The organism is Paenibacillus silvae (assembly GCF_014639235.1).
GTDB lineage: Bacteria > Bacillota > Bacilli > Paenibacillales > Paenibacillaceae > Paenibacillus > Paenibacillus silvae.
The window spans coordinates 261,452-287,171 of the sequence record NZ_BMFU01000003.1; the positions used below are offsets into that span (position 1 = coordinate 261,452).

A 25,720-nucleotide genomic window follows, 5' to 3' on the forward strand; every position below is an offset into this window, starting at 1 on the left:
AGATACGCCTCCATATTCAAACTTATCTATATTTTACCAGCAAACACTAGAAAGAACAAGTGTTCTCTTTTTTTTTATGTCGTGTTATTTTCCCATAGCCTTGTCACTTTCTCTAACTTCATCTCCTCAAAATGCAGTTGGTAGATATCCGGCTTCCTGGTCTGATGCATAAAGTCTAATCCATAACTTGAGTCAAAAGAATTCATTATTAACGTCATCACATGCCCGTGTGTGCCGATCGCTATTTTTTTCCCCCTATAGTCAACTAAAATCTGCCTCAATACACTCACAGCTCTACTCTGGCACAGCCGATTCGACTCACCTCCCGGTAAAGCATAATCGGGATCATCAAACATCATCTTCTCCGCAGGACCGAAATCCTCATCGGCAATAATCTCATCTGAAAAATGTCTCTCCCGCAGATCCTCTGCAATCTGGATATCCATTGCTAACGCCTTCGCCAGCCCCTCCAATGTCAGAACAGCTCGCGCATAAGGACTTGAAATAATCGTATGTATGCCTTCATTTTTCAAAATCTCTGTTACTTTGACTGCATTCATCTGCCCCGCCAAGGTAAGGCCCCTTGTTCTTTCCGTTCCTTCATTGTAGGGTGACTCTGCATGCCTAACCATGTATACGATCGTTTTCATAGGACCCTCCTCAAGTGCCTGGCTCGTACAATAAGTAATTTACAATCATTTTTAAATATGTGTATAGTAAAAATAAACCATTTCCATTACAAAGAAGTCAATCTAAGTGAAAGGATTAAACCATGTCTCTTTTCCAAAAGAAAGGTCTACTATTCTCATTACTCGTTGTATTTGTTATCTCCATAGGTACAAGCGCAATCATATTTATAAATGGTCAAACCAAGCCAGACGCTCCAATAAATAAAGTCGTACATCTTTCAGCTAACGCTTTAACCTTTCATGAAGTAGATAAACTCGATGCCTTTGCGGAATTGATCGTTATTGGATATGCCACAGAAGATTTCAGAGCTCGGGAGCATGTCATAACAGCATTCGACGATGGCACGATGCAATCCTTTCACACAAATACACCTATTCGAATTGAGAAGATATTGAAGAAACCGGAGGATTTTCCGGCAGATCAGCAGGACCTGATCATTATTGAACCTGTCAGTCTGGATGAAGACGTCAAGTATACAGCCGATGGCTATGTGGAAATGCAGAAGGGGGATAGAAGTGTACTTTTTTTGATGCGAAATACTTATGGTGACTACGGGTTAATCAATGGCAACTTGGGAAAATTCAGCCTGGAGGGCATCCGTCAGAGCAGCGTGCCTGAAGCCGCCACAGCACAACAATGTTCAGAATACGCAGCCTTTCGCGACTCTGTTATGAAGAAGTACAATTTAGGCGAAGATTCTTAATTTCATCTCCATTGTCATAAAGATACGTTTAATCAGATCAGCCCCGAGGTAGGGGCTTCTTTCTCATCTCAATTGTTCAAACTATGCTCTACAACCGTTTATCCCGATCATACGCAGCCAGTTTCTGTTCAATGTACGCCCACGCGCTACTCAAGTCTCGGTGCACCCAGTCAATGTCATCAATAGTCTGATCACTGTATACACCTAATATTAATGTCCTAATCGCTTCTTCCGAGCGTTCTCCGACAATAAGTGCTGCTGGAAAAGGAATGTCCCCGTACTTCGCGTGACCAATATCAAAGACATTTTCCATCCGGTCTCCCCACTCATATGCAAGTTCACTCAAATCAAGAATCAAACCTGAAGGTTCCCAGGCTTCCACCACCGCTTCTCCAATCGCACACATATATCTGGCATCTGAGTTCCCTGCTGAACCAAAACCGTACTCCCCCAAGAATTTCAAGATCATGATGCTGCAGTAATGAACAGCTTGGGAATCTCCCATATGCACTTCGTATTTCAATTCACTAAGCTCTTCCAGCTTCAACTGCTTGGTTACTATATCCATCATCTCACCTCATCTCAGAGCAAATTCATCGTAAAAAGGGCATCCACATTCCAAACAGAAACGAGATGACCTTTCATTTTCGCTATTTTACTGCTTCAAACCGTTGCTGTAGCTCCTTCACAAATACACGAATCGGTTCCTGGTAATCAATAGGCTTGTAAATGGAGCGATTATTCGCTTTATGCCGCACATCTTTATCTCGAAACCCATTGTCCTCTGGTGCAATAGCTTTCATAATAAACATCAAATCCGTCATTGTACTTACAATACTTCGGCTATCTGTTTTGCTGATCACACGCTCATTACATTGATCCAGATAATACTGTGCCCATTCTTGCGGAATGTCCTCAACGACCATATATGCTTCCAGATTTTCTTTGAAAATGGATAACAGTTTATTCGCGGAATTTGTTCTAATCCCACTGACCGTTAAGCTCAGGATCGATAAGTCATTCACAAATACATAGTGTTTTTTACCATATAGAGTAAAGAAATTAACATGCCAGCTGAAGAATGGATCGCTCTCTGCGACAGCCTCCGGTTTGACGTGAAGATCTTTTAACGTGAGCTGGGTAGGTTTGAAAATAATCATTCGTAAGTAATTCCTTTCTGTTCACACCAATCTATAGCAATCTCTTGATGGCACTCTCTGCGGAATTGATACCATTTTTCAAGAAGACCCAGATTCGCTGCTTTATTTCTGAATCTGCTGAACGCGCCCTTGCCCTGTATCGCTTCTTGAAGAACGGAGACCTGTTCATCGTCGTCTAATGAAAAAATGAATTTTTCCAAAATTCTATACGAATTAATGTCTAACTCCCTTGGCAGTGCCTCATAATCTTCCTCATGTTTGAGAAACTCCAGTTCTTCCTCCAGTTCCTCCTGCTGCCAATCCGGTAATTCATTAATTTCGTATTCATCCATATCTTCTAATCGCTCAAGGTCTTCGTCTGACAGAGAAATAATCTCTCCTGTTTTCAAGTTAACGTACGATCCTCTTGTTTCGGACTGCATATCGATGTGGTCAATGATATCCTTCAATTTCACCTTCATTCATCTCATCCTCCAGAGACAGATTGAATGCTAATTATACACGTTGTATCCCTCAGTTTTCACAGAAAGCCCTTTCCTGATAAGCTTCTGATTAGCTGTCTCTCACAATCGTCTCTGAGAAGCTCAACTCCAGGCCACCAAATCAAACATTACATTTTCTCGCAGTCTTGTCAATTCGGAAATTTCAAGTTCACGTGCGTGGGGATATGTAAAAAAGTGAAGCGTGGCGCGGCTATGCAATAGCAAGCCACGTAAGGGTGAGGTGCTGCGAACATGGGCGCAGCACCTTATTGAAATGGCCCCCGCGGCCATGGATCACGGGGCTCAAACGGACATCGCAGACACACACCTGTGATGCTAACACCTGTACCGCTGTAATAACTATATAGCCAAGGCAGTCGTTCCTTTTTTCCAAAGAAGGTTATGACAAGGCCTTGATTTTTCCTAAATCAGACTTATTTCTTCAGACGCTAATCTACGCTGGAGCTCAGGCATCATCGCATCCATCGCTTCTTCCCCAGCCGCAATACATTCAAGGGATTTGGTTACATCAAAGGCAGCGTAAGGACCTACATCGGGTCTGACCACCATATCAGCCAAGCTTAGGCTGCTATGCTTTCGTTCGGCAGTCATCAGGCTGTAGGAGCGATAGACCACTTCAACCATGTTACGCGGTGGCTTCTTTTCATGCTCTCTGGATACATCTACGGCCAGTATACAATTTACGTTTTCCTCTTTCATATTGGCTACCGGCAAGTTGTTCAGAACTCCGCCATCCACCAGCATTCGTCCATTCCACATCAAAGGAGCGAAAACACCCGGAAAAGCCGACGTTGCACGAAGCGCAGTCACCAGATCGCCCTGATCTATCATAACTTGTGTGCCTTCCATCAAATCAACAGCAATCGTTTTGAACGAAATCGGTAGTTGCTCAATGCATATGTCTTGTAATTCATGCTCAGCAAGTAAACCGCTCACGACCTGTGCAATGCCGTTGCCAGCCAGAATGCCCTTCAGCCAATTCCCGCGATCGAGAAAACGAAGCTTGGGTGTATGAATAAGTGTATTCTCAATCTCATGGACAGGCACACCCGCGGCATACAAACCACCTACAACGCCGCCCATACTTGTGCCAATGATGCAATCCACCGCAACGTGATGTTTTTCCAAAGACTTCAGGATACCAATATGGGCAAGCCCTCGTACGGCCCCACCACCCAGAACCAAACCTAACTTCTTCATCTACACACCGCCTCTCCATTATTCCTCCATTCACCCAAAAGACCCAAAAACTAAGCGCAGAAGCTTCTACGCAAGTGCTTCGAGTATAAAGTCGGCAAGCACCGTTTGCTCCGCCTGACTTAGGGCTTGGATTCGATTCGCATATGACCCGACCAATACCATTAAGTCCTGTCCAACATCTTTGCTCATCATTTGTATAACTGTGCCTGCCACTGTGCCTATAAATATAAGCAGCCGGGGCTGATGCCCGTCAGTCTCCTGCACCAATTTGCGAATTAGCGCATTCATGCGACGATCCAATTGTCTGGTATATATTATTAATATGCCGGAGATGTATCCGCAGATTTCGAAATTAGAGCCTTTTTCAGGAATCTCAATTAGAAGTTTGCTTATGAGCTCTTGCGCACTTGCGTCCTTGAACCCGCTTAGCATATCACGAATAAATTGAAGACTAACCTGTGTCTTCTCTGGTTCACCGTCCTGATCCAGCTTTGCCTCTTTCCCAAGCAGCGCCGCTGCTTTCTCCGTGGGTGTAAAAACCACCTGCGAACGTCCCGTCACATTTGGATTCGTCTCATAGCTACGGGTGACAAAGCCTGCTTTTTCAATAGCCTTCAGCATATCATATGCCGTCCATTTACTCACCCCGAGAACCTTGGCTAACGCTTCATAATGAACGGGCAAACGGCTCTGCTGATACATGTCAACCAGTTGATCCAGGAACTGCAATCTGCGTTTGGAAAGCGCCATAGCGGCTCACCTCCCTTCCATCTATGTGATGTGTTTTTCAATATTAAACCTTTAACGTTCTTGGGCTTTTTGTGGATTATCGTATCATCTGAATATGATATCGTCAATGCTCCTCTTGAAGCTCTCCGTACTTACCGATTTGTCCGAATGTATCAAGTGCTTGTTTTTCTTTCATCGCTATTCCCCTCTCTTCTATTCATCTTTGATCGATTCTATCTTTCCTTTAGCAATAACCTTGTTCGTTCTTAGAGAGAATGTGTTTCCCGGTGTTAACAAATGGGTCGGCACTTCTGCTGAGTTATGAAATAAATAATGCAGATCAGCTCTGACTTTCCTGTTCTCATCAGGCTGACTATGTAACTTCACGACCGCACTCCAAAGCCCGAACTGTAAATCCTCATCCACATCAAACACAACAGGTGCAGAGAAATCCTCCTTGATTACAGCCTTCTGTCCGCCCTCTTCCTCACTTAAAAAATACAAACTCACTACTGCTGTTTTCTTGATCATACTATCAATTGAAGCTTTCTTTTCTATTATCATATCGCTCTTTTCTTTCATCGTTTCTGCAATGTGTATTAAAGAAGCCTCGGACATCTGCTCGCCTATAAGTTCATACTGCAGCGCCTTACCGTTGCTTCCTGCTTCGATCCAGATCAAGCGATCTGCTCCATGATTTGAAAAATAAAATGCTTCCGCCCCCCGCACAAGAAGGTTTTTCACCTGAGACAGCTCATGTTCGGACAGTTGAATCCGACTCTTGGTTGTGCCGAAAATATGGAGTGTGCATGTCCCCTCTCCTTTATAGGTTAATCGCACACCCACAAGTGTATTATTTGGTTTCAGGTCCCGGACCACCACCTTCTGACCTGTCCTTCTGCTTTCCTCTGCCATGGCTTCAATTTCATCCGGGGTCAGATTATCGAACCCATAATAAACCTGAATGTGATCAGCCTCAGCATGGCTTGGAAACCTGGGCTGCCACTTTGTCATCGCTTCCTTCAATTCATTCAAACTGTACTGCCATTCAACAGCCGCATAATTCGTCTGCTGTGAAAACTGGTTGTTTCCCTCGACATCCGCAATATAAATGGCCTTCCCGTCACCAGGTCTTAACGTACGTATGATCTGGTCTACAACATGATCGCTCTCCAGAGATTGCATCTGAATTTTACCAAGAAAATCACCGTTTTGATTTTTAATGTCCATCCGTGGTCACTCCTCTGTTTTGATTCAAACAAAATTATTTATTCCGGCTCAAGCATCCGGGAACCTATTTCTCATCTTCTTTCAAATCCCGCTATGATCCTTACTTAAAATAGCATACACGACTGCATCAACAAATTTTCCTTTCTCATAAAAGCAATCTCTGAGCGTTCCTTCTTCCGTGAACCCTGCCTTTTCAAGAAGTTTCCTGGATGCAATATGTTTGGGATCAACAAAAGCTTCAATGCGGTGTAATCCCAGTTCTTTGAATCCATACTGCACGACCCTTCCGATAACCTCAGTCATTAGTCCTTTTCTCCAGTGTTCAGGAGCAAGCTCATAACCGATCTCGGCCTTGAAATGTTCTTTTGACCAATTATGAAAGCCACATGTGCCAATGACCTTATCTTCAGCCGGATATGTTATTCCCCATCTCATTCCCTCCAGCTTGGCGTATCTATCATTCCAACGATGGATCAGCTCTTCCGCTTGCTTCACTTCGATAAAACTTTCCAGGTCGTAGAATTCCGTCACTTCATCTTTGGAAAAATAATCAAACAACTCGGCCGCATCCTCAAGTCGTAATTGACGAAGTGTAACTCTTTCTGCTGCAAGATTTGGAAGCGTGTTCAAAAATCCCCCTCCTTTTAGCTCTTTTTTGAATAATCAGTTCCAAACTGTACAGTTGTAAATCTTGATCAGCAGAAACTACTAAAAACGTGTATTAATGCTTGTATTCATTCAAAACCTTGATTACAAATTCAGTTTTCCCTTTGGTATAGTCTTCACGATGATGTTTATATTTTTCGGCGAGCTCTTTCTTTAGAATTGCATAAGCTTCACTAAGTTCAAGTTGTTTTCGTAAGATGTCTCTAAAAGTAATATGATTGAACAAAGCATCGCTCTCTTTACTACAAACATAAAGATGATGTTCTGCTTTTTGATAACTTTCTCTGGTATAAGGCACCTTGTCATCCGCTCTTGCAAATGCCTCTCTGTTCTCAACTCCTAAATTTCCTTCGTGAATATAACCCAGATGGTTCAAGTTCTTAATTACCTGTGGAAGTAATTCCATTGAATCTATGACGATATCAAGATCAATAATTGGCTTTGCCGCAAGACCTGGAACAGAAGTGCTGCCTACATGTTCAATAGATAACGCCAAATCACCCAGGTGTTCTCTCAATATTTTCTGTAATTCTGAAAACCTTAAAGGCCAATCTTCATTATAGTTTTCGATAACCACTGGTTTTACGTTCATTTAGCCCTCCGGAAATCATCGGGTATCTTTATATTAACGTTTCTGCCTTCATAGATATCATCAATAGAAGCTAGCTAGACATGCTTAATTGCACTTATAAAAATCAGGCTGGGGAACGTAAGAAATATTAAATTTATTCATCGTATTCACTTACCTTCTTTTAATTAGATTTTCTATCTTTCATTTTATCCATATGAATTTCACGCAGTAATAAAAATAATGGCAATCCCAAAGAAACACCCACAGTTAATGTCCCAAGGATCGGTATCCACTTATACTTTATGCCAACTCGCTTTCCTTCATATATAATAAATCCGATTAAAACAACGGCCGAAACGAGTACATCCAACCAGGCAAAAGCACTAATTCGATTCTGGCTTGCTTCATTCAATAACAACGTCAGATTAAACCCGTTCTCACCAATCCAAGGAATAAACTCCATGTAAGGCAATGCTATTCCTAAAATGGATAACACTCCATAAAAATATTTCAAACCTCTCACCTCTAAAATTTTAGTTATAAACGATAACGATTTTAATGTCTTGAACGATCCTTAATCAGGTATTGATTACATTCATTGTTGTTCTTCCATCCATTCTTCGAGTGTCTCTTTTATAAGAAATCGATCTTTAGAACAAATACTTTTAATCTCATTCCAGTTCCCATCAACAAGCTGCAAACAATATTGACCATTCATATCTGAATCGGGGTACCATCCAAGATCCAATAGCATAACCTCTTCTCTTTCAGGGATGTACCACTTCCCCTTTTTTATTTTTAATTTCGTGATCTGTAATAAGTCTTCTGTGAAGAACCCCCAATTTTCAATAAAGTAGTCACTATCCATACTAAGAACAGGTTCTACATCATAGAACTTGTTATACGTTATGGCATAGCCTGCTGGAATCTTAAGTGGTATTAGGTTCAATTCTAGTTCCACCTGTAACTTTCCTCCTCCAATCTGGATGTGTGGAAATTTGCTCGGTTACACCTCCTTCAGAAATTATTTCCCAAGTCATGCAGCGCTTATTAGTCTATTCTTTGAAGAGCCATCAAGTCTCTATCCAAAATCTATTTAATACGTTTCCATCCTCTTCTATAAAATCTTTATCTCTTAATCCACCATTCTTAATAATTGTCTTTTTAGATGCTTCATTAATTTCATCACATACTACAAGCACCTTCGATATTCCAAGCTTTTTACATTCTAGTAATGCCAATTTTAAAAGCTCTGCAGCGTATCCTTTCCGTCTTTCCGACGGCCTGATCCCATAGCCAATATGTCCACCACTGTGAAAAAGTTTATCTGTCAATTCATGTCTAATATTTACGGCGCCTACAACAATATCATTGGCTACTAGCCAATAAGTTGAATTGGCAACAAAACCATTGGTATTCTTTCCTTGTTTGTTATGATTAAGCCAGGTAATCATGTCTTCGAAGTTTTCGGGATCTTTCTCAATCACCCATGGAACCATATCTTCTCCACTTTGTTTCCACTCCTGATAAAAACGCAAATAGGCGTTTTTCAGTTCAATACTCGGATTAGTTAAAACCAACGGATCTTTCAACAGCATTGCCTCCATTTCATTCTATTTCGGGTATTACGCGTAACGGTTCTTTATTTTTTATACCATCTCTTCTAATTCTTTAGGTAATACAAATATCCCATTTTCATTCGGCTCGAAATCAACAGTCTTTATTACAGAGTCCAGATTCAACTCCCCATATATATGGGGATACTCTCTTCCTTCATTGTACAAATCTTCCCATCTGATTTTAGACTTAACTTTTGATTCGTCAATACATAGTATTATTAGTCCTTGCACTCCTCTGAAATTATAATTGGCAACAGATGCAATCTTCTCAATTGGAGAACAATGAATGAATCCTTCCTTCTCTAGCGACCCTCTATATGTACCATTCACTAATGCTGACTCCCAATCAGTTCTCGGAAGTGCATGTACGATAATCATGATAACTCCTCCCAATAAAAATCCAAGTGAATTTCATAATTTCCATTCCTATGTACATCTCGATTTGTGTATTTACTAAATTCATATTCATAAAATTGATACAGATCAGTTGGGGTTTCAAATAACGTTCGTGTATTCTACTTATCTACTTGAATTCATAAGCTTTATATTTCCCATTATCTGACGAGTACTTTAATAAATTTTTGTCTTCCGGAATTCCTAGAAAATATGCTCCCATGCAACCTGTAGTGCAGCGATGTCCAGATATCAGTATATTTGTATTCTCACCACTAAATTTATCTTCTGCGTCTGACATAAAATGAAAAACTCTCTGTATAAACATCTTAATTTCTTCTACACCCTTATACAGACTGGGGTCAGGTATTAAACCTGACATTATTACTTCTTCTCTTCGTAATCGATCCGCTTCTCCCAGATCAAATACATCAAGTCTTTTATCAATTACGGCCTTCAAGCCACTCACTATTTCAGCAGTTTGAATAGCTCTTTCCTGAGGAGAAGAAAAAACGTAGTCAAACTTAATCGATTTTAGCTCCTCTCTTAGTACCTCCGCTTGATGAATTCCTGCTTTATTTAATGGCATTCCCAGTCTACCTTGCAATCTACCCTCTTTATTCAAATCGGTTTGTCCATGTCTAACGATATAAATCATTCAAGTTTTCCTCCTTGAGATTACATAGACCAATGTTTTTGAAATCCGGGATTTCAGCCAGTAGCATTGATCTGATGTTACCTGATATGACTGCCCTCTTCGAAATTACTTATAATTGTTTCTTCTCTTCCTCATTGTTTCTTTATGAATTGGATCATTCCTGCACCATAACTTTCATTTGGTCTCTCAATGAATCCAAATCTCTTATAAAACTCCTCTTTGCCTTTTGCTGACATGAGTCCCACTAAACTTCCTGCAGGATAAGTTCTTGTTATATGCTCTATAAGTTCCGTCATTATTTTACTGCCTAAACCTAGCTTCTGATAGGAAGGTAACACGATAATGTCTTGGATATAAAAAGTAAAACCACCATCTCCTATGACTCTTCCATATCCTATGGTCTTCCCCTCATGCTCTATACAGATGGAATATAAAGTGTTCTTTAATCCAAGTTCAATGGCCTCTTTATCTTCAGGACTACCCCAACCCACGATTTCCCTTAGATGAATATAATCTTCTACATTAATTTGTTTTTTAAGTATTTTTAATTCCACTGAAATCACCTACGATAAGTTTTATTGTTGTTGGATGTTTATATAAAATGCAATGCAGTCATTTCAGCTAACATTTTGTATTAACGACGTCCTGGCCCTGGCCCCTTAGAGCCGCTGCTTATACTTGTGTGGCTTGCAGAACACCTAATGCAGTGACGTCCCAACGGGCTTAGTGAGCCGGATGTGGTTAGTTACTTCTCACAATGACTCGGAGCGTCAATATGGTGCTAGCGGGAGGAATTTCTGGAAGCAGCCATTGTCTTTAAGGCATTTTCAAAATAGTCATACACTTGATCTGCAATTCCCAGAAACTCTTCAACAGGTACATTGCTACTATTCAAGTAACAAGCATACAGATACTCAACTAAAGCGGGGTCAATCTCGCAATAGTTTAATATAGCATTTTTCATCTTGGTCATGTCGTCTTCCCATACCCCTGTATCTTCTATAATCAATGAGTATAATGCACGAAGTAATCTCTTCGAGTAACCTTTAGTATATCTGGTTTTCATCGCATCATCATTAGCATTAGAAAGTGAACGACGTACACGCTCCACTTCCTCCTTGGTATCTGTATTCAAGTCTAAAATGAATTCTGGAGAAATGATGATCGGGGGTACCTTTTCACCAATGTCCTCCCCATGTATGCAAACACAGATGATCTTAACCCAAAAACCCCAATCATTCGGTCTACTTAATACATCGTCAATCGAGCAAATGATCGTATCCATCTTCGTGACAAATGGGTATTCTTCCAACAGCTTATCTTTAATATTTGACAATTTTTCGTAATCAATATCTTTGGGATTTGCACATACAATCGTAAAGTCTGCATCTGACTTAAAAGGTTGAGCGGTTCCTTTGGGAATCGAGCCACACATATAAATGCTATGAATTTTATCTTTGAATTCGTTAAGGATATGATCCACATACTTATCAACCAAATCCTTATATTCACTTTGTATCGTAATTTGATTTATAACTTTTTCTAATATCATGTAGACTCCTCCTAAACTAAAAACTAAGAGCTTCTTTCGGCTAACGTTTCTGTGTTCGAGACGTCCCACCGACTTTAGGCTAAGAATGCTGCAGCCGGGCGAAATGTGCTTAGTCGGTGCCGATATGTCCGCTGAATCTGCTTCTCCGAAATGTCCCGAGGGAGCTTAACTATAGTCCTCAATCAATACTAACTTTTCTTCCTTCATCTGATAGATCGATTTCCCCTGAAGTTTTATGGATTCTCCTGCCTTTATTCCATTAGGTAAATCAACGGACAATATTCCTTCGTAATCAATTTCAACTTCTGCTTTATCATCTGTAAAGACAATGCTCTTAACCACTTGACATCTTTGCGAAAAGATCTGGGCTGACTGTTCTGCCAAAGCACGGAATTCTTCAATTCCCTGTGTTTGTGTATCTACATTACCGTTTGTAATGTTTTTAAAATGAACGCTTTCATGTAAAACATCTATCATTCCATCGATATTAAACGTATTGTACGCCTTTAAATATTGTTCAATAAGATCTTTTAATTTCGAATTTTCCATATTCAACTCACGCTCCTAAGTTTTAAACTATTGGTTTGCCTTGATTTCAGATACCGTTTGGCAGATAATTAAGAAATTACAATAATAAAGCATCTATGATTTGATGGAATTTCATTCTATCCTCGTCTAATTCTGAAATTCCATAGCCTTTAATAAACTCCTCTACTTCTTCTTTCCTATCAGTATAATAAGTAAGACTCTTTACCAAGTAATAAATATCATAATATGCATCTGATATTCCCGCTCCTCCTAGATCAATAAATGCTTCAATACGCCCTTTATTTATCATTACGTTTCCTGAACCATAGTCACCATGGGTAAAAACTAGTTCCTCCTCCGACGCTTTATTCATCTCCAATAAATCAGTCAGTTGCTCAATTGTATAGTTAGGAAAAACGTTATTAACTACATTAATAACTTCATCTTTTCTCTCTTTAATATTCTTTCTTACTAGATCAATAAGTTTTTTCGGTGAAAAATCATCGAAAGGACAATTATTGATGGGGACATTATGTATTGTTCTTAAACCTTCTCCTAAAATATAACCTAGACTTTTTTGCCCTTCTTCCTGCTGATATTCTTCCGCAGCACAACCTTCTATATAGGTCATAACTAAGTATTCTTTTCCATTCTCCACCTGATAGCTAATCACCTTTGGGGCTGGAATTATTCCATTTACCCATTTTAGTCTTTCTGCTTCGTCCATTAAACTTCCAGAGTCTTCAACGTTTTTTTCTTTTAATACATACTTTAGAGAATTACTAAACTCTAACATGTATAAGGACTGATAATCTCTTCCTTTTTCAATGATTGTAGTTTTAATCAACTTCTGTGATAAATCCATTAATTTACTCGGTAATAACAATTGATTTTTTATCATGTTGATAGTTGTCCTATCTCTTTACCTCCCATCGTGTTCCCTTGTGATGATAACGATTTCAGAATTGCTGTTTTGGTAATGTCATGATCCACAATGACAGCTCCGGTTGCTTGACTAATCTGTCTTGCTAGTGTTGACTTTCCTGATCCTGGGAATCCCGACATCTGTAAAAAGAACATACTTACACCTCTATCTTCAAATGTAGTATTGTAAGTCTTTAAATAACGTTCCTGTATTCACGAACCCCGAAGGGGTTGTCTGCTGAAATTCCTATTTGAAATCCTTCCCGCATACCAAGGCTTCATTAGGAGCCACAGCTCGAATATTATGTTATGTGATGCCCATCTTCTTTGAACTTTCTACCTACAATTATTTATGGATATGAACTTTGATTTTAGAAATTTGTTTATCTAATAAATTATAGATTTTTTCGATTTCTTCTTCTTTAATCTTATTTTTTATCAATTCATTTTTAATTTCTTTTTGGAGTTCAGTTAATGCTTCAAGTTTCAATGTTAAATACCAGCTTGTCCATTCCGTAACTAGGCTATCATCAAAGCACTCTCCATCGGTATAAAAGAACATTCTATAATAACCTATTCTCTTTTCTTTATAGTAAATGTCAAACGTAGATATAACCTGCTGAGAATAGTGACTGTCTGCGATCTGATAATCGGAATGAAAAATAGTTTTATACTCAATTGTATCTATTGAAGACTTAATATCTTCTAGACTCAATTCATCAAAAAATAAACTAATTTCTTCTGGATATTCTTTCATGTAGTTATTGAATGCTATCCAGAAACCTTCTAAAGTTCTATCCATAATTTTATGTGTAACAATCCAGCTCTCTAGCGCTAAATTATCCAATTGAATCATCCATTCTTTAAAATCTTATTTAGTCTCACATAACATCTAATTTATTTACCTCGCACTATAAAACATATCCCGCGTTATATGTGGAATTACGTATATGATACTCTATGATGTGAGATTTGCGAAGAAAAAATTGGTTGAAAAGGGAGAATTACTCGGTTACTCAGTCCCACAGCGAACCGTACTCACCTGAGGACTGTAATATCATAGTCTTGCAATAATTAATTTTTCGGAATATCCAAAATGACGCTAAATCACCAAGTCTCATAGATTCTATGGTTTTGTTAGAACAAAAAACTACTCGAATAGATCTTAATTTGATCTTACGATTTCTTCAATTTCTTTTCCAAACCTGTGTTTCAAATAATACATTAACCCTGCGCGATCAACATCTGAAAACTGTCTTGGATCACCGATCATCCTTTCATAGACCTCGTCAACCGTTCTCCATCCGATATTTGCGGTTTCGTCTCCTGTTTCCAAGAGTTCCCCTTCCACCTTACATATAAAATACATGCCAATCGAATCCACTGGCCCTTTAATGGTTTGATATACACAATACGGCTCCAAACATTCAACTTCAAAATCCGGGTTGATCCCACATGTATCTATTCGCTTGTCACTGCCTTCTACCGATATAACGTTCAAGCCTGTTTCTTCATGAACTTCTCTTCTCAGTCCATCAACTATGGATTCGTAAAGTTCCAATCTGCCACCTGGCAGTTCCAGTGACTCCTCATTCTTTTTATTTCGAGTCTGAATTATGATTTCTGGTCTATTCTTTTTTTTGCGTTCAACAAAAGCTCTGGCATTAACATAGAACATTGATGATTCTCCTTTCGTATAGATGTCCTTTTACTCAGTGCTGGTTGTGCAGATTTAAACTGCTGCAATAGCGATTCTTAGGTTTTTTTATTATCCATTTCCCCTCAGCCTTCCTTGTGCAAACAACCGGATATTATTATTTATTTTTAAGAATCTCGTCTAAAGTTCCGCGCTCAAGAAGCGACCCAGCCCTAGTTAGGTCTATCTTAGGCTGGGTCGTAAGTTGTCTTCAACTATCTTTACCGGTTAGCGTAATCTACTTTAGGTGACACGGTTATCTTATCGTCTGGTAAGCAAGACCTATGGCTCCAGAATCAAAGGTCTTATTTTCAATGAGTTTAAGATTGATCTTCTCCTTGATGCCTTGGAATAACGGCAATCCCTTACCGATCAGAACTGGAGAAACCGTAATTTTATATTCATCAATTAAATTAAGCTGCATAAGGTGGTGTGCGAACCTGGGACTACCGAGGATGACCATGTCCCTGCCTGGCTGCTGTTTGAGGTTCTTGATCTCTTCCTCGACATCTTCTTTCACCAGTCTTGAATTGTTCCATTCGACTTTCTCCAGCGTCGTGGAAAAAACGATTTTGGCTGTCTTTTCGATCCACTCCGCATGATCCCGTTCATGTTGCGAAGCAGATGGATCAGCAGGCACAGATGGCCAGTAACTGTGCATCATCTGATAAGTCCCCCGCCCCCAAAGTACAGTGTCGGCCGTACTCAGAATATCTTTCGCGTGCTTTTCCAAATCAGCATCATATGAAACCCAGCCAATATCCATTTCACCATTCGGCCCTTCTACAAAACCGTCAAGCGATGCGTGCAGAAATAAAACGAGTTTTCTCATTTTTAGTTCTCCTTTGCTCATAAGGGATTTCAACATTATACATTAACTACATTTTAGTAAAATTCAACCTGGGGATGTTTCTTATGCATTGCTAATGGAATATTCTACTCATCCACAAAAAAACCTCCTTAAAAGTGTAGGAATAAATGTTCCAAGTAACTGCATCAGAATCTTTATATCTTTCACTTACATGGTTTCAGCCCGAAGGGGTTGAATGCTGAAATTCCTCTTTGAAACCCCTCCCTCAGGCCAGAGCTTAGAAGAAGAAATTGCTTTAACATCTTGTTATGAGAAGTTATCTCTTCTTAAAAAGCTGCCCATTTCCTTCACAATCCATTCTCTAAGTCATTTATTGTATTTAACCAGATTGGATATCCTTCTGATTCTTCCCATAGCTCTTTTAGTTCTGAATCTTTCCTAATTTTCTTAACTGCACGTTTGGCTTTTGAAATGTTTTTTTCCTTTACCCTTTATGTGTATTGATCCAGTCATATAGATCTCCAGTATTACTTCGATTATTCAATAACTCTTTCCCAGGACTACCTTGTAATGCTGCAAGAATTTCAATTGCGCCCAGTGCATTTGAAGCCAAATCTGACTCAATATATTCATCTTCCAATACTTCTTCAATCTTCTCTTCAATGAATTCGATACCATCAGAATCAAGTAAATCTACCCGTTGAGATACCTCCTAAAATTGTGATTATATTCCTCAAAGATTTAAAAAAGAACAAACGTTCTTTTTTGATTTTATCTAAAATCTCATTTTTAGAAATTTTAAAAAAGGCGGTTAAAAAACGAATTTATGTTTTTTTATATTTCAGGTTGTATTCTAGGGCTACAGTCTACCTTATAAGTGAAGGCACAAACAAATAGAAAAGAGATGGGATTGGGGAAGATATCCATTTCATTTCTTTCTTCCCTTGTTATTGAGCCTATATCAAACTAAGGGAGAATAGGAATATGAAGAATGTATTGTATGTACCGTTGGATGACAGACCAGTGAATTTGGATGATGTCATCGTGCTAGGTAGATCAGCAGGAATTAACGTAATTACCCCAAATTTAAGTGATATTACAAACCGTCTGGATTCCCAAAAGACAGCTTCTGGATCCACACTGGTCTCGACATCTTCGCCGACTTACGGAAATGCGGCGAATATCCGTCAGTTCATCTTAAATAACGCTGCCTCTGTCGACGGGTTTATTATATCCTCAGATATGCTTGCCTACGGAGGTCTCATTGCTAGTAGACGATTGCGTACGAGTCCCGGAGGAGCTTACCCGGCCTACGATAGTATCACAACGGATCTGTTGGATGTTATTCGACTAGTAAAACAATCTTATCCGAGTAAGCCAATCTATGTGTTAGATACAATTATGCGTCTAGCTACAACTGCCTTTGCAGGCGGACTGTCTTTTGCAGCTTACAATGAATCACGTACGTTTATGTTGCAGCCGAGAAGAAGTTTTTCACAGTTTGCAGATATTATTGCAGGTTATAATTTGTCACCTACCGGTTCATATGGAAGTACTACAAACTTCAATAAAGAACAGTACTACAACACTAGACAACATAAATTTAAAAGTAATCGTTACATTCTAGAGCAATTAGCACAGGCAGGATATATTGATTTTCTAGCTGTGGGAGTTGATGATGCGAATACACAGGGGGTGCAGATTAACGAGATTAATTTTGTTGAGGGTCGTATTAACGCCTGGCTCGGTGGTACAAACGGCCAAAATCCGGACCGAGCAATTATTCTCCCTGATGCGGATGGATTGGGTCATGCCTTGATGGCCAGAATGGCAAATCAGCTATATCTTAATGGGGTAAAGCCAAGGTATACGGTTCAGTACTTCGGCCCTCATGGTTCCACAATTACTAGTCAGTATGAATATATGGATGTGCACCAAAATATTCTTCGTCACATTGATATTGTTGGCGGTCAGTCCGTGAGCAGTTCACCAACTGTCGAAATCATCGGGGTTACAGATGCTGCTCAAGTTACAGCAGCCGTCAATCGAATTGTGGCTAATAGTACAAATCGCGTTCCGACCGTGGTAATTGATTTTGTTGGAGGAGGTTCAGCAAACGCTGCGGTCACAGATGGACTGTTGGGAAGTCAACACACCGGGCGTATCTTAGGTTACAGTGCTTGGAATACGCCAGGAAATAAGATCGGTATAGCCTTAGGTATGGGACAAGCACGATATGCATATTTGGTCACTGAAACAGATCTCAATGCACTTAGCACAGCAGTAAATGCACACGGTTCTCTCTTGTTCAAACGTTTCTTAAAAGACTACTATTACAAAACGGTTGCTATTGATGAAATTCGTACCTACTCCAGAGCGAATTCGCTATATACTAATGTTGCTACAATTGCAGATCAGAATATGCTTCTATTTAATAGTCCTGCAGATTATTCACATTTGCAAAGTGTATTGCGAAACAGAATGCAAACGCATCGAACGACACTTTCCGGAAAAAGTGCTTTCCTTATTAACGGTACAGGAACATCATATGATGTACGACAAATTTCGGGAGGAACCTGGTCGTTTGCAGGATATGCCAATTCAACACTTGCATACGGTGATCCTGATTATCTCTGGAAACGGGCTTTTGAAGTTACGTTGAATCCTGTAGTAACGCTACAGTAATAACAAACAAGAATAAGACGGTTCCTATGTGGAACCGTCTTATTCTTGTTAAGTAGTGTTACGGATTCAATACTTCTTTGACCAAGGAGAAATCTACCCCATCCACTTTCCAGCCTTTACTGGTATATACAAGCTTAGCTGTTCTGTAGAGTGTTTCATTAGGAGCATATTTAGAATCAGGACCCGAAGATTGACTTAATTTTGCGGTATTGGTGTTGGTATAACTGATGGCAGATTGATAAACGGTTGTAAATTTTAGATCATATTTCAACCCTTTGCTACGAATGATTTCATTGATAAATTTATCCGTAAAATATGGGCTGAAGGTCGCTCGGATTTGCTTAATTGATGATAGATCCGTTGCTTCATTTAATTTGTTTACGAATAGCTGTCTTTGCTTATCCGTAATTTTTTTTGCATTTGGAATTTGAACTTGTGGTTTTTGTATGGTTACTTGGAGTTGCTTCCCCTCTAACGTAATCGTCGCCTGACTCGCTTGTTGATTCCAGTTTACGTCTGCTCCTAAAGTTTGACTTACAAAACGAGCAGGTACATATGTGGAATTGTAATTTAGTTCTGCTGGAACATCCAATAGAATCTCCGATTGATTAAGCATTACTTTTTTTGAATTAATGGTGAGAACCATTTCTGTATTTTCTTTAGTAATGGTAATGGTTTTTTGTTGTTGATCCCACTTCACGTCTGCCCCAAGGTTTTCAGAAACAGCTCTTAGCGGGATGAGTACTCGATTGTTTTTTAAAATACCACTATCTATGGTGATTTGTGTATCAGCAGCAAAGCTAGATGAGCTGAAGTTAGGCAGGACAAGCATAGAAGCCGCCAACATTGTAAGAGATATTTTCTTGAACATTTGTAATCCTCCTAAAATTAAGCTTATTTGTAAGTTTAGACGCGATACATAGAGAAAATGTTTCTATTTGAATGATAAAACTTCAAATTAATGTAGTTTATATGAAAATTACCTCTTACGAAAACTTCACCATGTCCGCTAAAACAAATCATCAAGGACTGGAGAATCCACTCTGGAGTTTCATATAACATTCTTGCATTAACGAACCCGAAAGGCTTAATTGAAGCGAATGCGGAACGGATCGCAGACTTAGCCTTGCAGGGTTGGGACGTGAATCCACTTCTCTTCAACTTCTTAATCCGTGATCGAGGAGCTTTGCAACGATGCTGTGTTATACGTAGGGCCTTGAGTTACTTCTATTATTAACTTAAATTAGTCTAAAAAGTAGACTGATCCCGTTGATTGCAATCAAAATGTATATATAAAACTTCACTTTTCTTAATGTCTGAACACTTTCTACTTTGATTTTTCTATTAAGAACATACAATGCTATTATTGATGCTATTAAACCTATGATGCTAAACACCGTTGATACAATACCCCACATAATAGTATTCTCCTCATAGATAATGTGAAAATTGTTATGATAATGACTTTTCGCACTATTTCTTCCTATGAAATTCGTCCTTTCGTATAACGTTCCTGTATTCACGACCTAGCGTATGCTGGTGGCCGGCGTATGCCGGTAGCTTGAATATTATGTTAGATGATGATAAGTCTTCATTGAGGGGCTTTCAAATTTCACTAAGTAATTTCATAATTGACATAAAGTTATTTAATCCCAGTCCATATATCATCGTATTTCTAATTTTTCTTCCTCACAGTCAGGGCATTTCAAAGAATTTTCTTCTATTTCATCCAGCAATGGTTTTTGAGGCATTTGTACATGACAACGCGGACAGTCATAACTATTTATATAAGAATAATCTTTTGAGATTATATGTAGAAATGTACGATTCAGTAAATATTCACATTGTTCGCAAACGTAAAGTCCGTCATAACATTCAAAACGTACATCTTCTTCATTCATAATATTTTTTGATGTGTTGTCGCCCTTCTTCTTGTTCATACCACTCCAAAATAGTCTTCAAATTTATATAATTCCCCCAATTACATCTAAGGTTTTGTATTCACGACGTCCTAGCACCTAAACCTAAACTGCTCGCCGAACGACTAGTTCGATCGACTGGCCACGACCGCGATTCGTGGTAGGATGTGTCGCCTGAATCCACTTCCCTGACTTATCTCCTGGCGACCGAGGCGGCTTGTCCACCAATGCGTTAACACATTGTTATACAATGCGCACACCTCCCTCGATTACGCTAACTTAGAAAATCGATCTTTTATTAAATCATTAATTAATTTGTGTTTGACTTTACTTGTATATAGCATTGTAAGACTCTGACCATCATTAAAATGAATAAAGTAATTTTCATCGTCACTTCTGATAGCTAGTTCCCCAATCTTCCTCAGCAAATTAAAGTCAATCCAATCATCTTCAAAATGTATTTCCCATTCATATTTCTGATCATCTAAAATAAACGATACTTTAGCATCTTCATTATCAAAATCAACATGGCTTTTTACCTGTTGCATTTGCAATTTACCACGAGTTAAACTTACGAGTTCATTAATGATTGTCGAATAAATCTCTTCGTTCTCAACGCATTCGGTATCAAAGCTCCAAACATCGTTCGACAATCTAACTTGATTGTCATTTTCATCAATAAGATCTAAACCAATCATCGAAAGTAAGAGAGAATAGGGATCGTCTTCGTAAGTTTCGCGATCAAAATGATGCAACAACTCTTTAACAACACCATCATCATCAGTTGTGAAAGATATACCAATATCTTTGAGTACCTCTATTTGGTTTTCTAGTGAGATCTTTGTTTCTTTTGATTTCTTATGAAAAAAGTCAAACATCCTTGATCCCCCCTTAATACTAGCTAGCGTCCCTTTCATATAACGTTCTGGTATTCACGACGTCGATCCCCCTTAGATAGCTCTTATCTTAGGGGATCGATGTGTCCGGCTGCCCCAACTTCCCCGAAACCCCTCTACCCGGACCGAGGGCCGAATGGCACGATGCGTGAATATGTTGTTATGAGATGGGACTTACCTTCATTGATTTGGCCCAATTATGTTCTTTATAAGATCTGAATAATAGGTTATTACTTCCTCATAATGTTTCATTTCATCTTTATCAGAAGTATGTAAGATATCATGTTCTATATTTGCTATTTCAGTATTTACAATTTCAATTAACTGCTTTTTAGTTTTACTTATTAACCATGGAAGCCATCTGGTTAATGCTACCTCTTCGTAATCCTCTAATATCATTACAACTTCTGTTAATTTAAAATAACAATATAATGAGTATATTAGTACATCGTATTTGTAAGAATCCTTGTTAATTGTAAACATACCATTCTCCACAAAAGCATCAATCAACACAAAATTAGGATGAGTAAAATCACTTAAATAGTTATAGACTTTTGTGTGTATCAAACCTTCACCTATCTGCTTTGCCATCTCAGACACAGTTAACTCAACATAGTCTATTATTTGTTGTCCATCTCTATCAAGCAATTTCCCTCGACTTGGTCTAAAATAGACTCCGGCGTCCTTGCCTAGTGGGTAAACAACAAAATTATTTATAGATTGAGGGAACTGCAAACAATATTTTGCATATATATAATTCTCATAGATTGTTCTAACTATGCTCATTGCATCTTCGTGTAGATCATTCCTAATTAAAAGAATTATTGATTTTAACGATTTTGTTGCTTTCGAAAAACAGAAATAAACAAAATCATTTATGTGGTCCCCATGGGGATCTTGAACTCCATAATATTTTACTATCATTGTCCCTTTCTCTAAGAATTTATCTAGTGAGTTTAATAATTGTTTTTCGTATTTTTTAAGATTCACTATGCAAAGTCCTTTCTCATAACGTTCCTGTATTTACGACCCGGCGTATGCCGGGTGTCCGACGACTGTCGGACCCGGGACGAATGTCCGCAGCTTGAATATTATGTTATGTGATGTACCCGGCTTTAAAACAATCACTTCAATTCTCTTAACTGAATTTCCTCAATCTTGTTTCCTCCGCTTTCAATCCCTGCATCTAAATCGAATAAGAAGTATTTAATCTCATCATATCTTTGGCTCTTTCTAATCGTTCTAAAATCAAAAACAAGCTTTTTATTGATGCATTGAAAATCCAGCAGTTCAAAAGCTTTTATTCGACGATCTTCTCCCCATGTCCATGACTGCCCAAGTGATTTCAAAATAGACAATTCTGATTCTTCAAGGTCTTCTGCAAGTAATAGTTCTATTCTAAAAATGGTGCCTTTCTGATTTGAAAATTCTGAACCGCTATATAGTTTCAAAACTCCAGTCCATTCAAAATCTTGATCGTTATAGTAATCAAAATCATCATTGGTCATCCATTTTACATCCTTTAATTACGTTTTTGACTTTGGGTATTTCACATAACGTTGTCGTATTCACGAACCACAAAGGGGTTGTCTGCTGAAATTCCTCTTCGAAATCCTTCCAGCAGACCAAGGCTCCATGAGGAGCCGCAGTGTGAATATTATGTTATACGTATTTATTCTGTTTTAGATTTAAATATGTTCATTCACCAAAAGTCAATTAATTTGTTCTCCTTAGAACTTTGTTTATACATTTTAGAATTTCTTCACAATCATGCTTAGATGGTTAGCCTATCAAAATAAATCAATTAATATTCTATTCTCCATGTAATGCTGTACTTTCTAATTCATCAGCTTGTTTATTCGCAACTTTATTTAAATATTCTTCTAAAGTGATATTGTAAAGATTAAAAAATCCTGTTTTGAAATGTTGATTGTTATTAGCTAATTGAAATAATGGCCAAGTAGCATATGCGTGCTGATTGAAATATTTACCTTCAGCTCCAACTTGAAGCATAGTTTCTACCAAATCTTCATCAGTATCTGATAGTATCTTTTTTGCAATTTGTAATTCACTATTTACGACAGTCCAATCTACACTTTTAAGAGTTTTTTCTAGTTCATTTTTCATTTCAAGTTGTTTTAATGCTATACAGTGATTTATTAGAAAAAAGAATTTCATTTCTAAATCACTTATATTAGGAAGCTTTAATGCAAATTCACTTATGATTAATGAAAATTCAAATTCTTCTTGATGTAACATTTGGAATATTATACTGTTTAAAGCGTTATCCGCTGCATTTAGTTCGTGCTTAAACTGCTTCCTCCATAATACTTGAACTAATTTTATGCCAACCTCGAGCATAATAAATATTGAACTATTCAGGTATTCTACATTTATATCAACTTTGCTTCCCTTTGAAGAAATATCTTCATATCCATTTTCTTTGCAAATATTAATATATTGTTCCGTTACAATTCCGCCACAATGCATAATAATATTTCTTCGTTGTGTTACTTCAACAAATTCAGACCAATTTTCAAATTCTTTTAATTTCACCTTAAATTTTTTTTCAAAGATTTCTATTTGCTTTACATAACTTTCTCTTCGAATAGTGTCGATCTCTTTTTCAATTATTGATTTCTTGAACATTTCTATATTCGGATATGAAAATATATCTGAGACGGAAAAATTCTTTTCACTTTCTTCTAATAAGCCCGGTCTTAAGTTAAATAAAACAGTTAATAATTCACCTATAAACTCATCAAATTGGCTAAAAATGTTCAAATAAAGACTATTTATTAAAATATCTGAGTAAAACGGAGGTTTACTGTACATAGCACGCTGTAAATCTGCTAGCACTATTTTTGCTTGTTCAGATAAAATCAATTCATTAGAACCTTTACTTACATCAATTTCTTCATTCAAAAATTGTGCTCCACTTTTTAGTGTCTTAAGTATCTTTTCTTGAGCATCTATATCTAAGTCAACAACTTTATCCCATACAAAGTTACTACACTTCAGAATATCATATAGGTTCAATACAAATGATTTGAGTACATCGGCAAAGTCTTTGTCATCTTGTCCTTCTAAAGGATCTACTCGGTTACTCATATATACCCCCTGTTTAATATAAATATAATTACGTATAACGTTCCTGTATTCACGACCCGACGCATGTCGGGTGTCTGGCGAATGCCGGGCCAAGGACGAATGTCCGCAGCGTGAATATTATGTTATAAGAAGTCGATTGCTTTTACTCGTTTATCCAAATAAAAAAGCCATTTAATATGGCTTTTCATCAATACAGTACTGTTTAATACATAGAATTATATTTTTTTTTGTCTTTTTTCAATTTTAATTCTAAAATTCTTTCCGATATCGCATCCGTAGACAAAGCTAACGCAAGTGCCATAATTCCAAGAACATTATTAACTTTATCAGGAATCGAGTTAAAGTATGAATATAAAAACACACTGGGTAACAGGACAACTACAAGTATCCAAAAAGTGATATAGAAATGTTTAGCATGTTTTTTTCGATCTGTAACCAATATAGCTGTGGTCGCTAACGTGACTTTATATAACACTAACGTCAACATAATTAAAGTAGCTATCAGAGAAAATAAGTTTACATAATTTAAGAAATACAAAGAACTTTGATCTTCCGTAGATATAACAATAATACAAACTACAATTGAAACGGTCACAATAAACCATTGAATAGGTTGATATTTGTCAGAAAAATCACCTTTCATTTAAACAAATCCTCTTCAAACCGCGTTAAATGCAAACTAATTTTGTCGCATATGAAGCCAGCATAAAATATATAATCCATTATCTCTTCAACAGTTAAAGACTCTCTTCCAGCAAGTGATACAGAATTTGTATATGTAATAGAATTATCACTATCATCAAATCCCATATTCCCATATATAACTCTTTTCAAATTCACTATTGAAAGCTCTCGTAAAACATTTGAAACACTATCTTCATGTTTTATATCATATATGTTATGACAGTAAATGAATAAATGCTGAGGTCTTTCTTGGATTACTAAATTCACTTCTACAATATATGCATCATCATTTTCATCTCTTTGTCTGACTAAATTCACTTGTATTACTTTCTCATCTTGTACTGTTACTTCACTATATTCAATGGGTGTATTGTTCAAAAGTTCCATAACATCAGATAAAGATAACGAATTTTTAGTAATCAAAAGATTCCCTCCAATATATAATAATCAATTTACAATAAGAGCTCTACGTTCTTCACTCAGGAGATTACTAAAATCATTTGGTATTAATGTACCCTCATCAAAGTAAATGCCCATAATTTCTCCCTTAAATTCTTTGTTTATAAATTGCGAAACTAAATATTTTTGTTCTGAAGCAGATGGATTTGAAACTGTATCATAAATTTCAATTTTAAAAAAATCATTATAATGAATCAATTTAAGTTTATTGTCAGAATTGATTGCATAATAAGCATCTCTTGAAAGTTTTTTGAAATTAATTGAGAAGTATTTTTCCATAGATTTAAGTGATGAATCAGAAAGTTTATCAGCTATTACTATCATCGAAATCAT

The 25,720-nt window shown here is 37.7% G+C and carries 33 protein-coding genes and 2 pseudogenes; 2 read left to right on the top strand and 33 right to left on the bottom strand.

What is annotated here, in order from left to right; genetic code table 11:
• Positions 1–74: 74 nt before the first annotated feature.
• The gene (locus IEW26_RS12020) at positions 75–650 is read right to left on the bottom strand and encodes a histidine phosphatase family protein (RefSeq protein ID WP_188592593.1); all 576 of its coding nucleotides are present in this window, start codon (positions 648–650) and stop codon (positions 75–77) included.
• Positions 651–772: 122 nt separating this feature from the next.
• On the opposite strand from IEW26_RS12020, the gene IEW26_RS12025 reads away from it, so the two are divergent.
• Positions 773–1,393 carry a hypothetical protein gene (locus IEW26_RS12025; RefSeq protein WP_188592594.1) on the top strand — a complete coding sequence of 207 codons (621 nt, stop codon included), beginning with the start codon at positions 773–775 and terminating at the stop codon, positions 1,391–1,393.
• Between the two features lie 88 nt (positions 1,394–1,481).
• On the opposite strand, the gene IEW26_RS12030 is transcribed toward IEW26_RS12025, so the two are convergent.
• The 23 genes and pseudogenes from IEW26_RS12030 to IEW26_RS30750 all read right to left on the bottom strand — a co-directional run.
• On the bottom strand, positions 1,482–1,964 hold the full coding sequence (locus IEW26_RS12030; RefSeq protein ID WP_229729821.1) for a hypothetical protein: 483 nt from the start codon (positions 1,962–1,964) through the stop codon (positions 1,482–1,484).
• A gap of 79 nt (positions 1,965–2,043) precedes the next feature.
• Positions 2,044–2,553 (bottom strand): DUF6933 domain-containing protein, encoded by a 510-nt coding sequence (locus IEW26_RS12035; RefSeq protein WP_145403269.1) that lies wholly within the window; start codon positions 2,551–2,553, stop codon positions 2,044–2,046.
• Entirely contained in the window at positions 2,550–3,014 is a 465-nt protein-coding gene (locus IEW26_RS12040; protein WP_145403270.1) for a UPF0158 family protein, read from the bottom strand. Before IEW26_RS12040 ends, IEW26_RS12035 begins: the two co-directional genes overlap by 4 nt.
• A gap of 444 nt (positions 3,015–3,458) precedes the next feature.
• Positions 3,459–4,256: a patatin-like phospholipase family protein gene (locus tag IEW26_RS12045; RefSeq protein WP_188592595.1), complete on the bottom strand. Its 798-nt coding sequence runs from the start codon at positions 4,254–4,256 to the stop codon at positions 3,459–3,461.
• Between the two features lie 66 nt (positions 4,257–4,322).
• Positions 4,323–5,006 (bottom strand): helix-turn-helix domain-containing protein, encoded by a 684-nt coding sequence (locus tag IEW26_RS12050; RefSeq protein WP_188592596.1) that lies wholly within the window; start codon positions 5,004–5,006, stop codon positions 4,323–4,325.
• A 192-nt stretch (positions 5,007–5,198) separates the two neighbouring features.
• On the bottom strand, positions 5,199–6,215 hold the full coding sequence (locus tag IEW26_RS12055; RefSeq protein WP_188592597.1) for a hypothetical protein: 1,017 nt from the start codon (positions 6,213–6,215) through the stop codon (positions 5,199–5,201).
• 81 nt (positions 6,216–6,296) lie between these two features.
• On the bottom strand, positions 6,297–6,845 hold the full coding sequence (locus IEW26_RS12060; protein WP_188592598.1) for a GNAT family N-acetyltransferase: 549 nt from the start codon (positions 6,843–6,845) through the stop codon (positions 6,297–6,299).
• 91 nt (positions 6,846–6,936) lie between these two features.
• Entirely contained in the window at positions 6,937–7,473 is a 537-nt protein-coding gene (locus tag IEW26_RS12065; RefSeq protein ID WP_188592599.1) for a GrpB family protein, read from the bottom strand.
• 160 nt (positions 7,474–7,633) lie between these two features.
• Positions 7,634–7,966: a DUF2834 domain-containing protein gene (locus tag IEW26_RS12070; RefSeq protein ID WP_188592600.1), complete on the bottom strand. Its 333-nt coding sequence runs from the start codon at positions 7,964–7,966 to the stop codon at positions 7,634–7,636.
• 81 nt (positions 7,967–8,047) lie between these two features.
• Positions 8,048–8,413 carry a hypothetical protein gene (locus IEW26_RS12075; protein ID WP_229729822.1) on the bottom strand — a complete coding sequence of 122 codons (366 nt, stop codon included), beginning with the start codon at positions 8,411–8,413 and terminating at the stop codon, positions 8,048–8,050.
• 112 nt (positions 8,414–8,525) lie between these two features.
• Complete coding sequence (locus tag IEW26_RS12080) at positions 8,526–9,044, bottom strand: GNAT family N-acetyltransferase (protein WP_229729823.1); 519 nt, start codon at positions 9,042–9,044, stop codon at positions 8,526–8,528.
• Positions 9,045–9,101: 57 nt separating this feature from the next.
• The gene (locus tag IEW26_RS12085; protein WP_188592601.1) at positions 9,102–9,449 is read right to left on the bottom strand and encodes a DUF952 domain-containing protein; all 348 of its coding nucleotides are present in this window, start codon (positions 9,447–9,449) and stop codon (positions 9,102–9,104) included.
• A 145-nt stretch (positions 9,450–9,594) separates the two neighbouring features.
• Positions 9,595–10,122 (bottom strand): histidine phosphatase family protein, encoded by a 528-nt coding sequence (locus IEW26_RS12090; protein ID WP_188592602.1) that lies wholly within the window; start codon positions 10,120–10,122, stop codon positions 9,595–9,597.
• A 131-nt stretch (positions 10,123–10,253) separates the two neighbouring features.
• Entirely contained in the window at positions 10,254–10,676 is a 423-nt protein-coding gene (locus IEW26_RS12095) for a GNAT family N-acetyltransferase (RefSeq protein ID WP_188592603.1), read from the bottom strand.
• Positions 10,677–10,903: 227 nt separating this feature from the next.
• Positions 10,904–11,674: a nucleotidyltransferase domain-containing protein gene (locus IEW26_RS12100; RefSeq protein WP_188592604.1), complete on the bottom strand. Its 771-nt coding sequence runs from the start codon at positions 11,672–11,674 to the stop codon at positions 10,904–10,906.
• A 165-nt stretch (positions 11,675–11,839) separates the two neighbouring features.
• The gene (locus tag IEW26_RS12105; protein ID WP_188592605.1) at positions 11,840–12,223 is read right to left on the bottom strand and encodes a nuclear transport factor 2 family protein; all 384 of its coding nucleotides are present in this window, start codon (positions 12,221–12,223) and stop codon (positions 11,840–11,842) included.
• A 76-nt stretch (positions 12,224–12,299) separates the two neighbouring features.
• Positions 12,300–13,103, bottom strand: a complete 804-nt coding sequence (locus IEW26_RS12110) for a phosphotransferase (protein WP_188592606.1) — start codon at positions 13,101–13,103, stop codon at positions 12,300–12,302.
• Positions 13,104–13,141: 38 nt separating this feature from the next.
• Positions 13,142–13,282 (bottom strand): annotated as a pseudogene (locus IEW26_RS12115) (P-loop nucleotide/nucleoside kinase family protein); the annotation flags it as partial.
• Positions 13,283–13,472: 190 nt separating this feature from the next.
• Positions 13,473–13,973, bottom strand: coding sequence for a hypothetical protein (locus tag IEW26_RS12120; RefSeq protein ID WP_188592608.1), 501 nt, complete (start codon positions 13,971–13,973; stop codon positions 13,473–13,475).
• Between the two features lie 318 nt (positions 13,974–14,291).
• Complete coding sequence (locus tag IEW26_RS12125; RefSeq protein ID WP_188592609.1) at positions 14,292–14,804, bottom strand: NUDIX hydrolase; 513 nt, start codon at positions 14,802–14,804, stop codon at positions 14,292–14,294.
• Positions 14,805–15,078: 274 nt separating this feature from the next.
• Positions 15,079–15,654 (bottom strand): dihydrofolate reductase family protein, encoded by a 576-nt coding sequence (locus tag IEW26_RS12130; RefSeq protein WP_188592878.1) that lies wholly within the window; start codon positions 15,652–15,654, stop codon positions 15,079–15,081.
• A 326-nt stretch (positions 15,655–15,980) separates the two neighbouring features.
• Complete coding sequence (locus IEW26_RS30745; RefSeq protein WP_188592879.1) at positions 15,981–16,106, bottom strand: DUF4259 domain-containing protein; 126 nt, start codon at positions 16,104–16,106, stop codon at positions 15,981–15,983.
• Positions 16,107–16,117: 11 nt separating this feature from the next.
• Positions 16,118–16,312: pseudogene (locus tag IEW26_RS30750) on the bottom strand (DUF4259 domain-containing protein); the annotation flags it as partial.
• A gap of 305 nt (positions 16,313–16,617) precedes the next feature.
• On the opposite strand from IEW26_RS30750, the gene IEW26_RS12145 reads away from it, so the two are divergent.
• A complete protein-coding gene (locus IEW26_RS12145) occupies positions 16,618–18,318 on the top strand; it encodes a DUF4127 family protein (RefSeq protein WP_188592610.1) in 1,701 nt (566 codons plus the stop codon).
• Positions 18,319–18,376: 58 nt separating this feature from the next.
• Here the strand turns inward: IEW26_RS12145 and IEW26_RS12150 are convergent, their stop codons facing one another.
• The 9 genes from IEW26_RS12150 to IEW26_RS12190 form a co-directional block, all read right to left on the bottom strand.
• The gene (locus tag IEW26_RS12150) at positions 18,377–19,189 is read right to left on the bottom strand and encodes a stalk domain-containing protein (protein WP_188592611.1); all 813 of its coding nucleotides are present in this window, start codon (positions 19,187–19,189) and stop codon (positions 18,377–18,379) included.
• A 793-nt stretch (positions 19,190–19,982) separates the two neighbouring features.
• Positions 19,983–20,258, bottom strand: coding sequence for a hypothetical protein (locus IEW26_RS12155; RefSeq protein WP_188592612.1), 276 nt, complete (start codon positions 20,256–20,258; stop codon positions 19,983–19,985).
• Between the two features lie 248 nt (positions 20,259–20,506).
• Positions 20,507–21,115, bottom strand: a complete 609-nt coding sequence (locus IEW26_RS12160; RefSeq protein WP_188592613.1) for a hypothetical protein — start codon at positions 21,113–21,115, stop codon at positions 20,507–20,509.
• Between the two features lie 198 nt (positions 21,116–21,313).
• Positions 21,314–22,123 carry a DUF5677 domain-containing protein gene (locus IEW26_RS12165; protein WP_188592614.1) on the bottom strand — a complete coding sequence of 270 codons (810 nt, stop codon included), beginning with the start codon at positions 22,121–22,123 and terminating at the stop codon, positions 21,314–21,316.
• 134 nt (positions 22,124–22,257) lie between these two features.
• On the bottom strand, positions 22,258–22,641 hold the full coding sequence (locus IEW26_RS12170) for a hypothetical protein (protein ID WP_188592615.1): 384 nt from the start codon (positions 22,639–22,641) through the stop codon (positions 22,258–22,260).
• Positions 22,642–22,945: 304 nt separating this feature from the next.
• A complete protein-coding gene (locus IEW26_RS12175) occupies positions 22,946–24,244 on the bottom strand; it encodes a hypothetical protein (protein WP_188592616.1) in 1,299 nt (432 codons plus the stop codon).
• 202 nt (positions 24,245–24,446) lie between these two features.
• On the bottom strand, positions 24,447–24,887 hold the full coding sequence (locus IEW26_RS12180; protein WP_188592617.1) for a hypothetical protein: 441 nt from the start codon (positions 24,885–24,887) through the stop codon (positions 24,447–24,449).
• Entirely contained in the window at positions 24,884–25,351 is a 468-nt protein-coding gene (locus IEW26_RS12185; RefSeq protein WP_188592618.1) for a type III secretion system chaperone family protein, read from the bottom strand. Before IEW26_RS12185 ends, IEW26_RS12180 begins: the two co-directional genes overlap by 4 nt.
• A gap of 24 nt (positions 25,352–25,375) precedes the next feature.
• Positions 25,376–25,720 (bottom strand): hypothetical protein, encoded by a 345-nt coding sequence (locus tag IEW26_RS12190; protein WP_188592619.1) that lies wholly within the window; start codon positions 25,718–25,720, stop codon positions 25,376–25,378.

What these genes read in the sequence shown, in the direction of transcription:
- IEW26_RS12035 (WP_145403269.1), bottom strand. Translation starts at nt 2,553, where the DNA reads ATGATTATTTTCAAACCTACCCAGCTCACGTTAAAAGATCTTCACGTC.
- IEW26_RS12175 (WP_188592616.1), bottom strand. Translation starts at nt 24,244, where the DNA reads ATGAGTAACCGAGTAGATCCTTTAGAAGGACAAGATGACAAAGACTTT.
- IEW26_RS12020 (WP_188592593.1), bottom strand. Translation starts at nt 650, where the DNA reads ATGAAAACGATCGTATACATGGTTAGGCATGCAGAGTCACCCTACAAT.
- IEW26_RS12090 (WP_188592602.1), bottom strand. Translation starts at nt 10,122, where the DNA reads ATGATTTATATCGTTAGACATGGACAAACCGATTTGAATAAAGAGGGT.
- IEW26_RS12125 (WP_188592609.1), bottom strand. Translation starts at nt 14,804, where the DNA reads ATGTTCTATGTTAATGCCAGAGCTTTTGTTGAACGCAAAAAAAAGAAT.
- IEW26_RS12065 (WP_188592599.1), bottom strand. Translation starts at nt 7,473, where the DNA reads ATGAACGTAAAACCAGTGGTTATCGAAAACTATAATGAAGATTGGCCT.
- IEW26_RS12100 (WP_188592604.1), bottom strand. Translation starts at nt 11,674, where the DNA reads ATGATATTAGAAAAAGTTATAAATCAAATTACGATACAAAGTGAATAT.
- IEW26_RS12130 (WP_188592878.1), bottom strand. Translation starts at nt 15,654, where the DNA reads ATGAGAAAACTCGTTTTATTTCTGCACGCATCGCTTGACGGTTTTGTA.
- IEW26_RS12055 (WP_188592597.1), bottom strand. Translation starts at nt 6,215, where the DNA reads ATGGACATTAAAAATCAAAACGGTGATTTTCTTGGTAAAATTCAGATG.
- IEW26_RS12150 (WP_188592611.1), bottom strand. Translation starts at nt 19,189, where the DNA reads ATGTTCAAGAAAATATCTCTTACAATGTTGGCGGCTTCTATGCTTGTC.
- IEW26_RS12050 (WP_188592596.1), bottom strand. Translation starts at nt 5,006, where the DNA reads ATGGCGCTTTCCAAACGCAGATTGCAGTTCCTGGATCAACTGGTTGAC.
- IEW26_RS12155 (WP_188592612.1), bottom strand. Translation starts at nt 20,258, where the DNA reads ATGAACAAGAAGAAGGGCGACAACACATCAAAAAATATTATGAATGAA.
- IEW26_RS12190 (WP_188592619.1), bottom strand. Translation starts at nt 25,720, where the DNA reads ATGATTTCGATGATAGTAATAGCTGATAAACTTTCTGATTCATCACTT.
- IEW26_RS12040 (WP_145403270.1), bottom strand. Translation starts at nt 3,014, where the DNA reads ATGAAGGTGAAATTGAAGGATATCATTGACCACATCGATATGCAGTCC.
- IEW26_RS12110 (WP_188592606.1), bottom strand. Translation starts at nt 13,103, where the DNA reads ATGATAAAAAATCAATTGTTATTACCGAGTAAATTAATGGATTTATCA.
- IEW26_RS12160 (WP_188592613.1), bottom strand. Translation starts at nt 21,115, where the DNA reads ATGTTTGACTTTTTTCATAAGAAATCAAAAGAAACAAAGATCTCACTA.
- IEW26_RS12180 (WP_188592617.1), bottom strand. Translation starts at nt 24,887, where the DNA reads ATGAAAGGTGATTTTTCTGACAAATATCAACCTATTCAATGGTTTATT.
- IEW26_RS12170 (WP_188592615.1), bottom strand. Translation starts at nt 22,641, where the DNA reads ATGACCAATGATGATTTTGATTACTATAACGATCAAGATTTTGAATGG.
- IEW26_RS12145 (WP_188592610.1), top strand. Translation starts at nt 16,618, where the DNA reads ATGAAGAATGTATTGTATGTACCGTTGGATGACAGACCAGTGAATTTG.
- IEW26_RS12085 (WP_188592601.1), bottom strand. Translation starts at nt 9,449, where the DNA reads ATGATTATCGTACATGCACTTCCGAGAACTGATTGGGAGTCAGCATTA.
- IEW26_RS12045 (WP_188592595.1), bottom strand. Translation starts at nt 4,256, where the DNA reads ATGAAGAAGTTAGGTTTGGTTCTGGGTGGTGGGGCCGTACGAGGGCTT.
- IEW26_RS12025 (WP_188592594.1), top strand. Translation starts at nt 773, where the DNA reads ATGTCTCTTTTCCAAAAGAAAGGTCTACTATTCTCATTACTCGTTGTA.
- IEW26_RS12105 (WP_188592605.1), bottom strand. Translation starts at nt 12,223, where the DNA reads ATGGAAAATTCGAAATTAAAAGATCTTATTGAACAATATTTAAAGGCG.
- IEW26_RS12030 (WP_229729821.1), bottom strand. Translation starts at nt 1,964, where the DNA reads ATGATGGATATAGTAACCAAGCAGTTGAAGCTGGAAGAGCTTAGTGAA.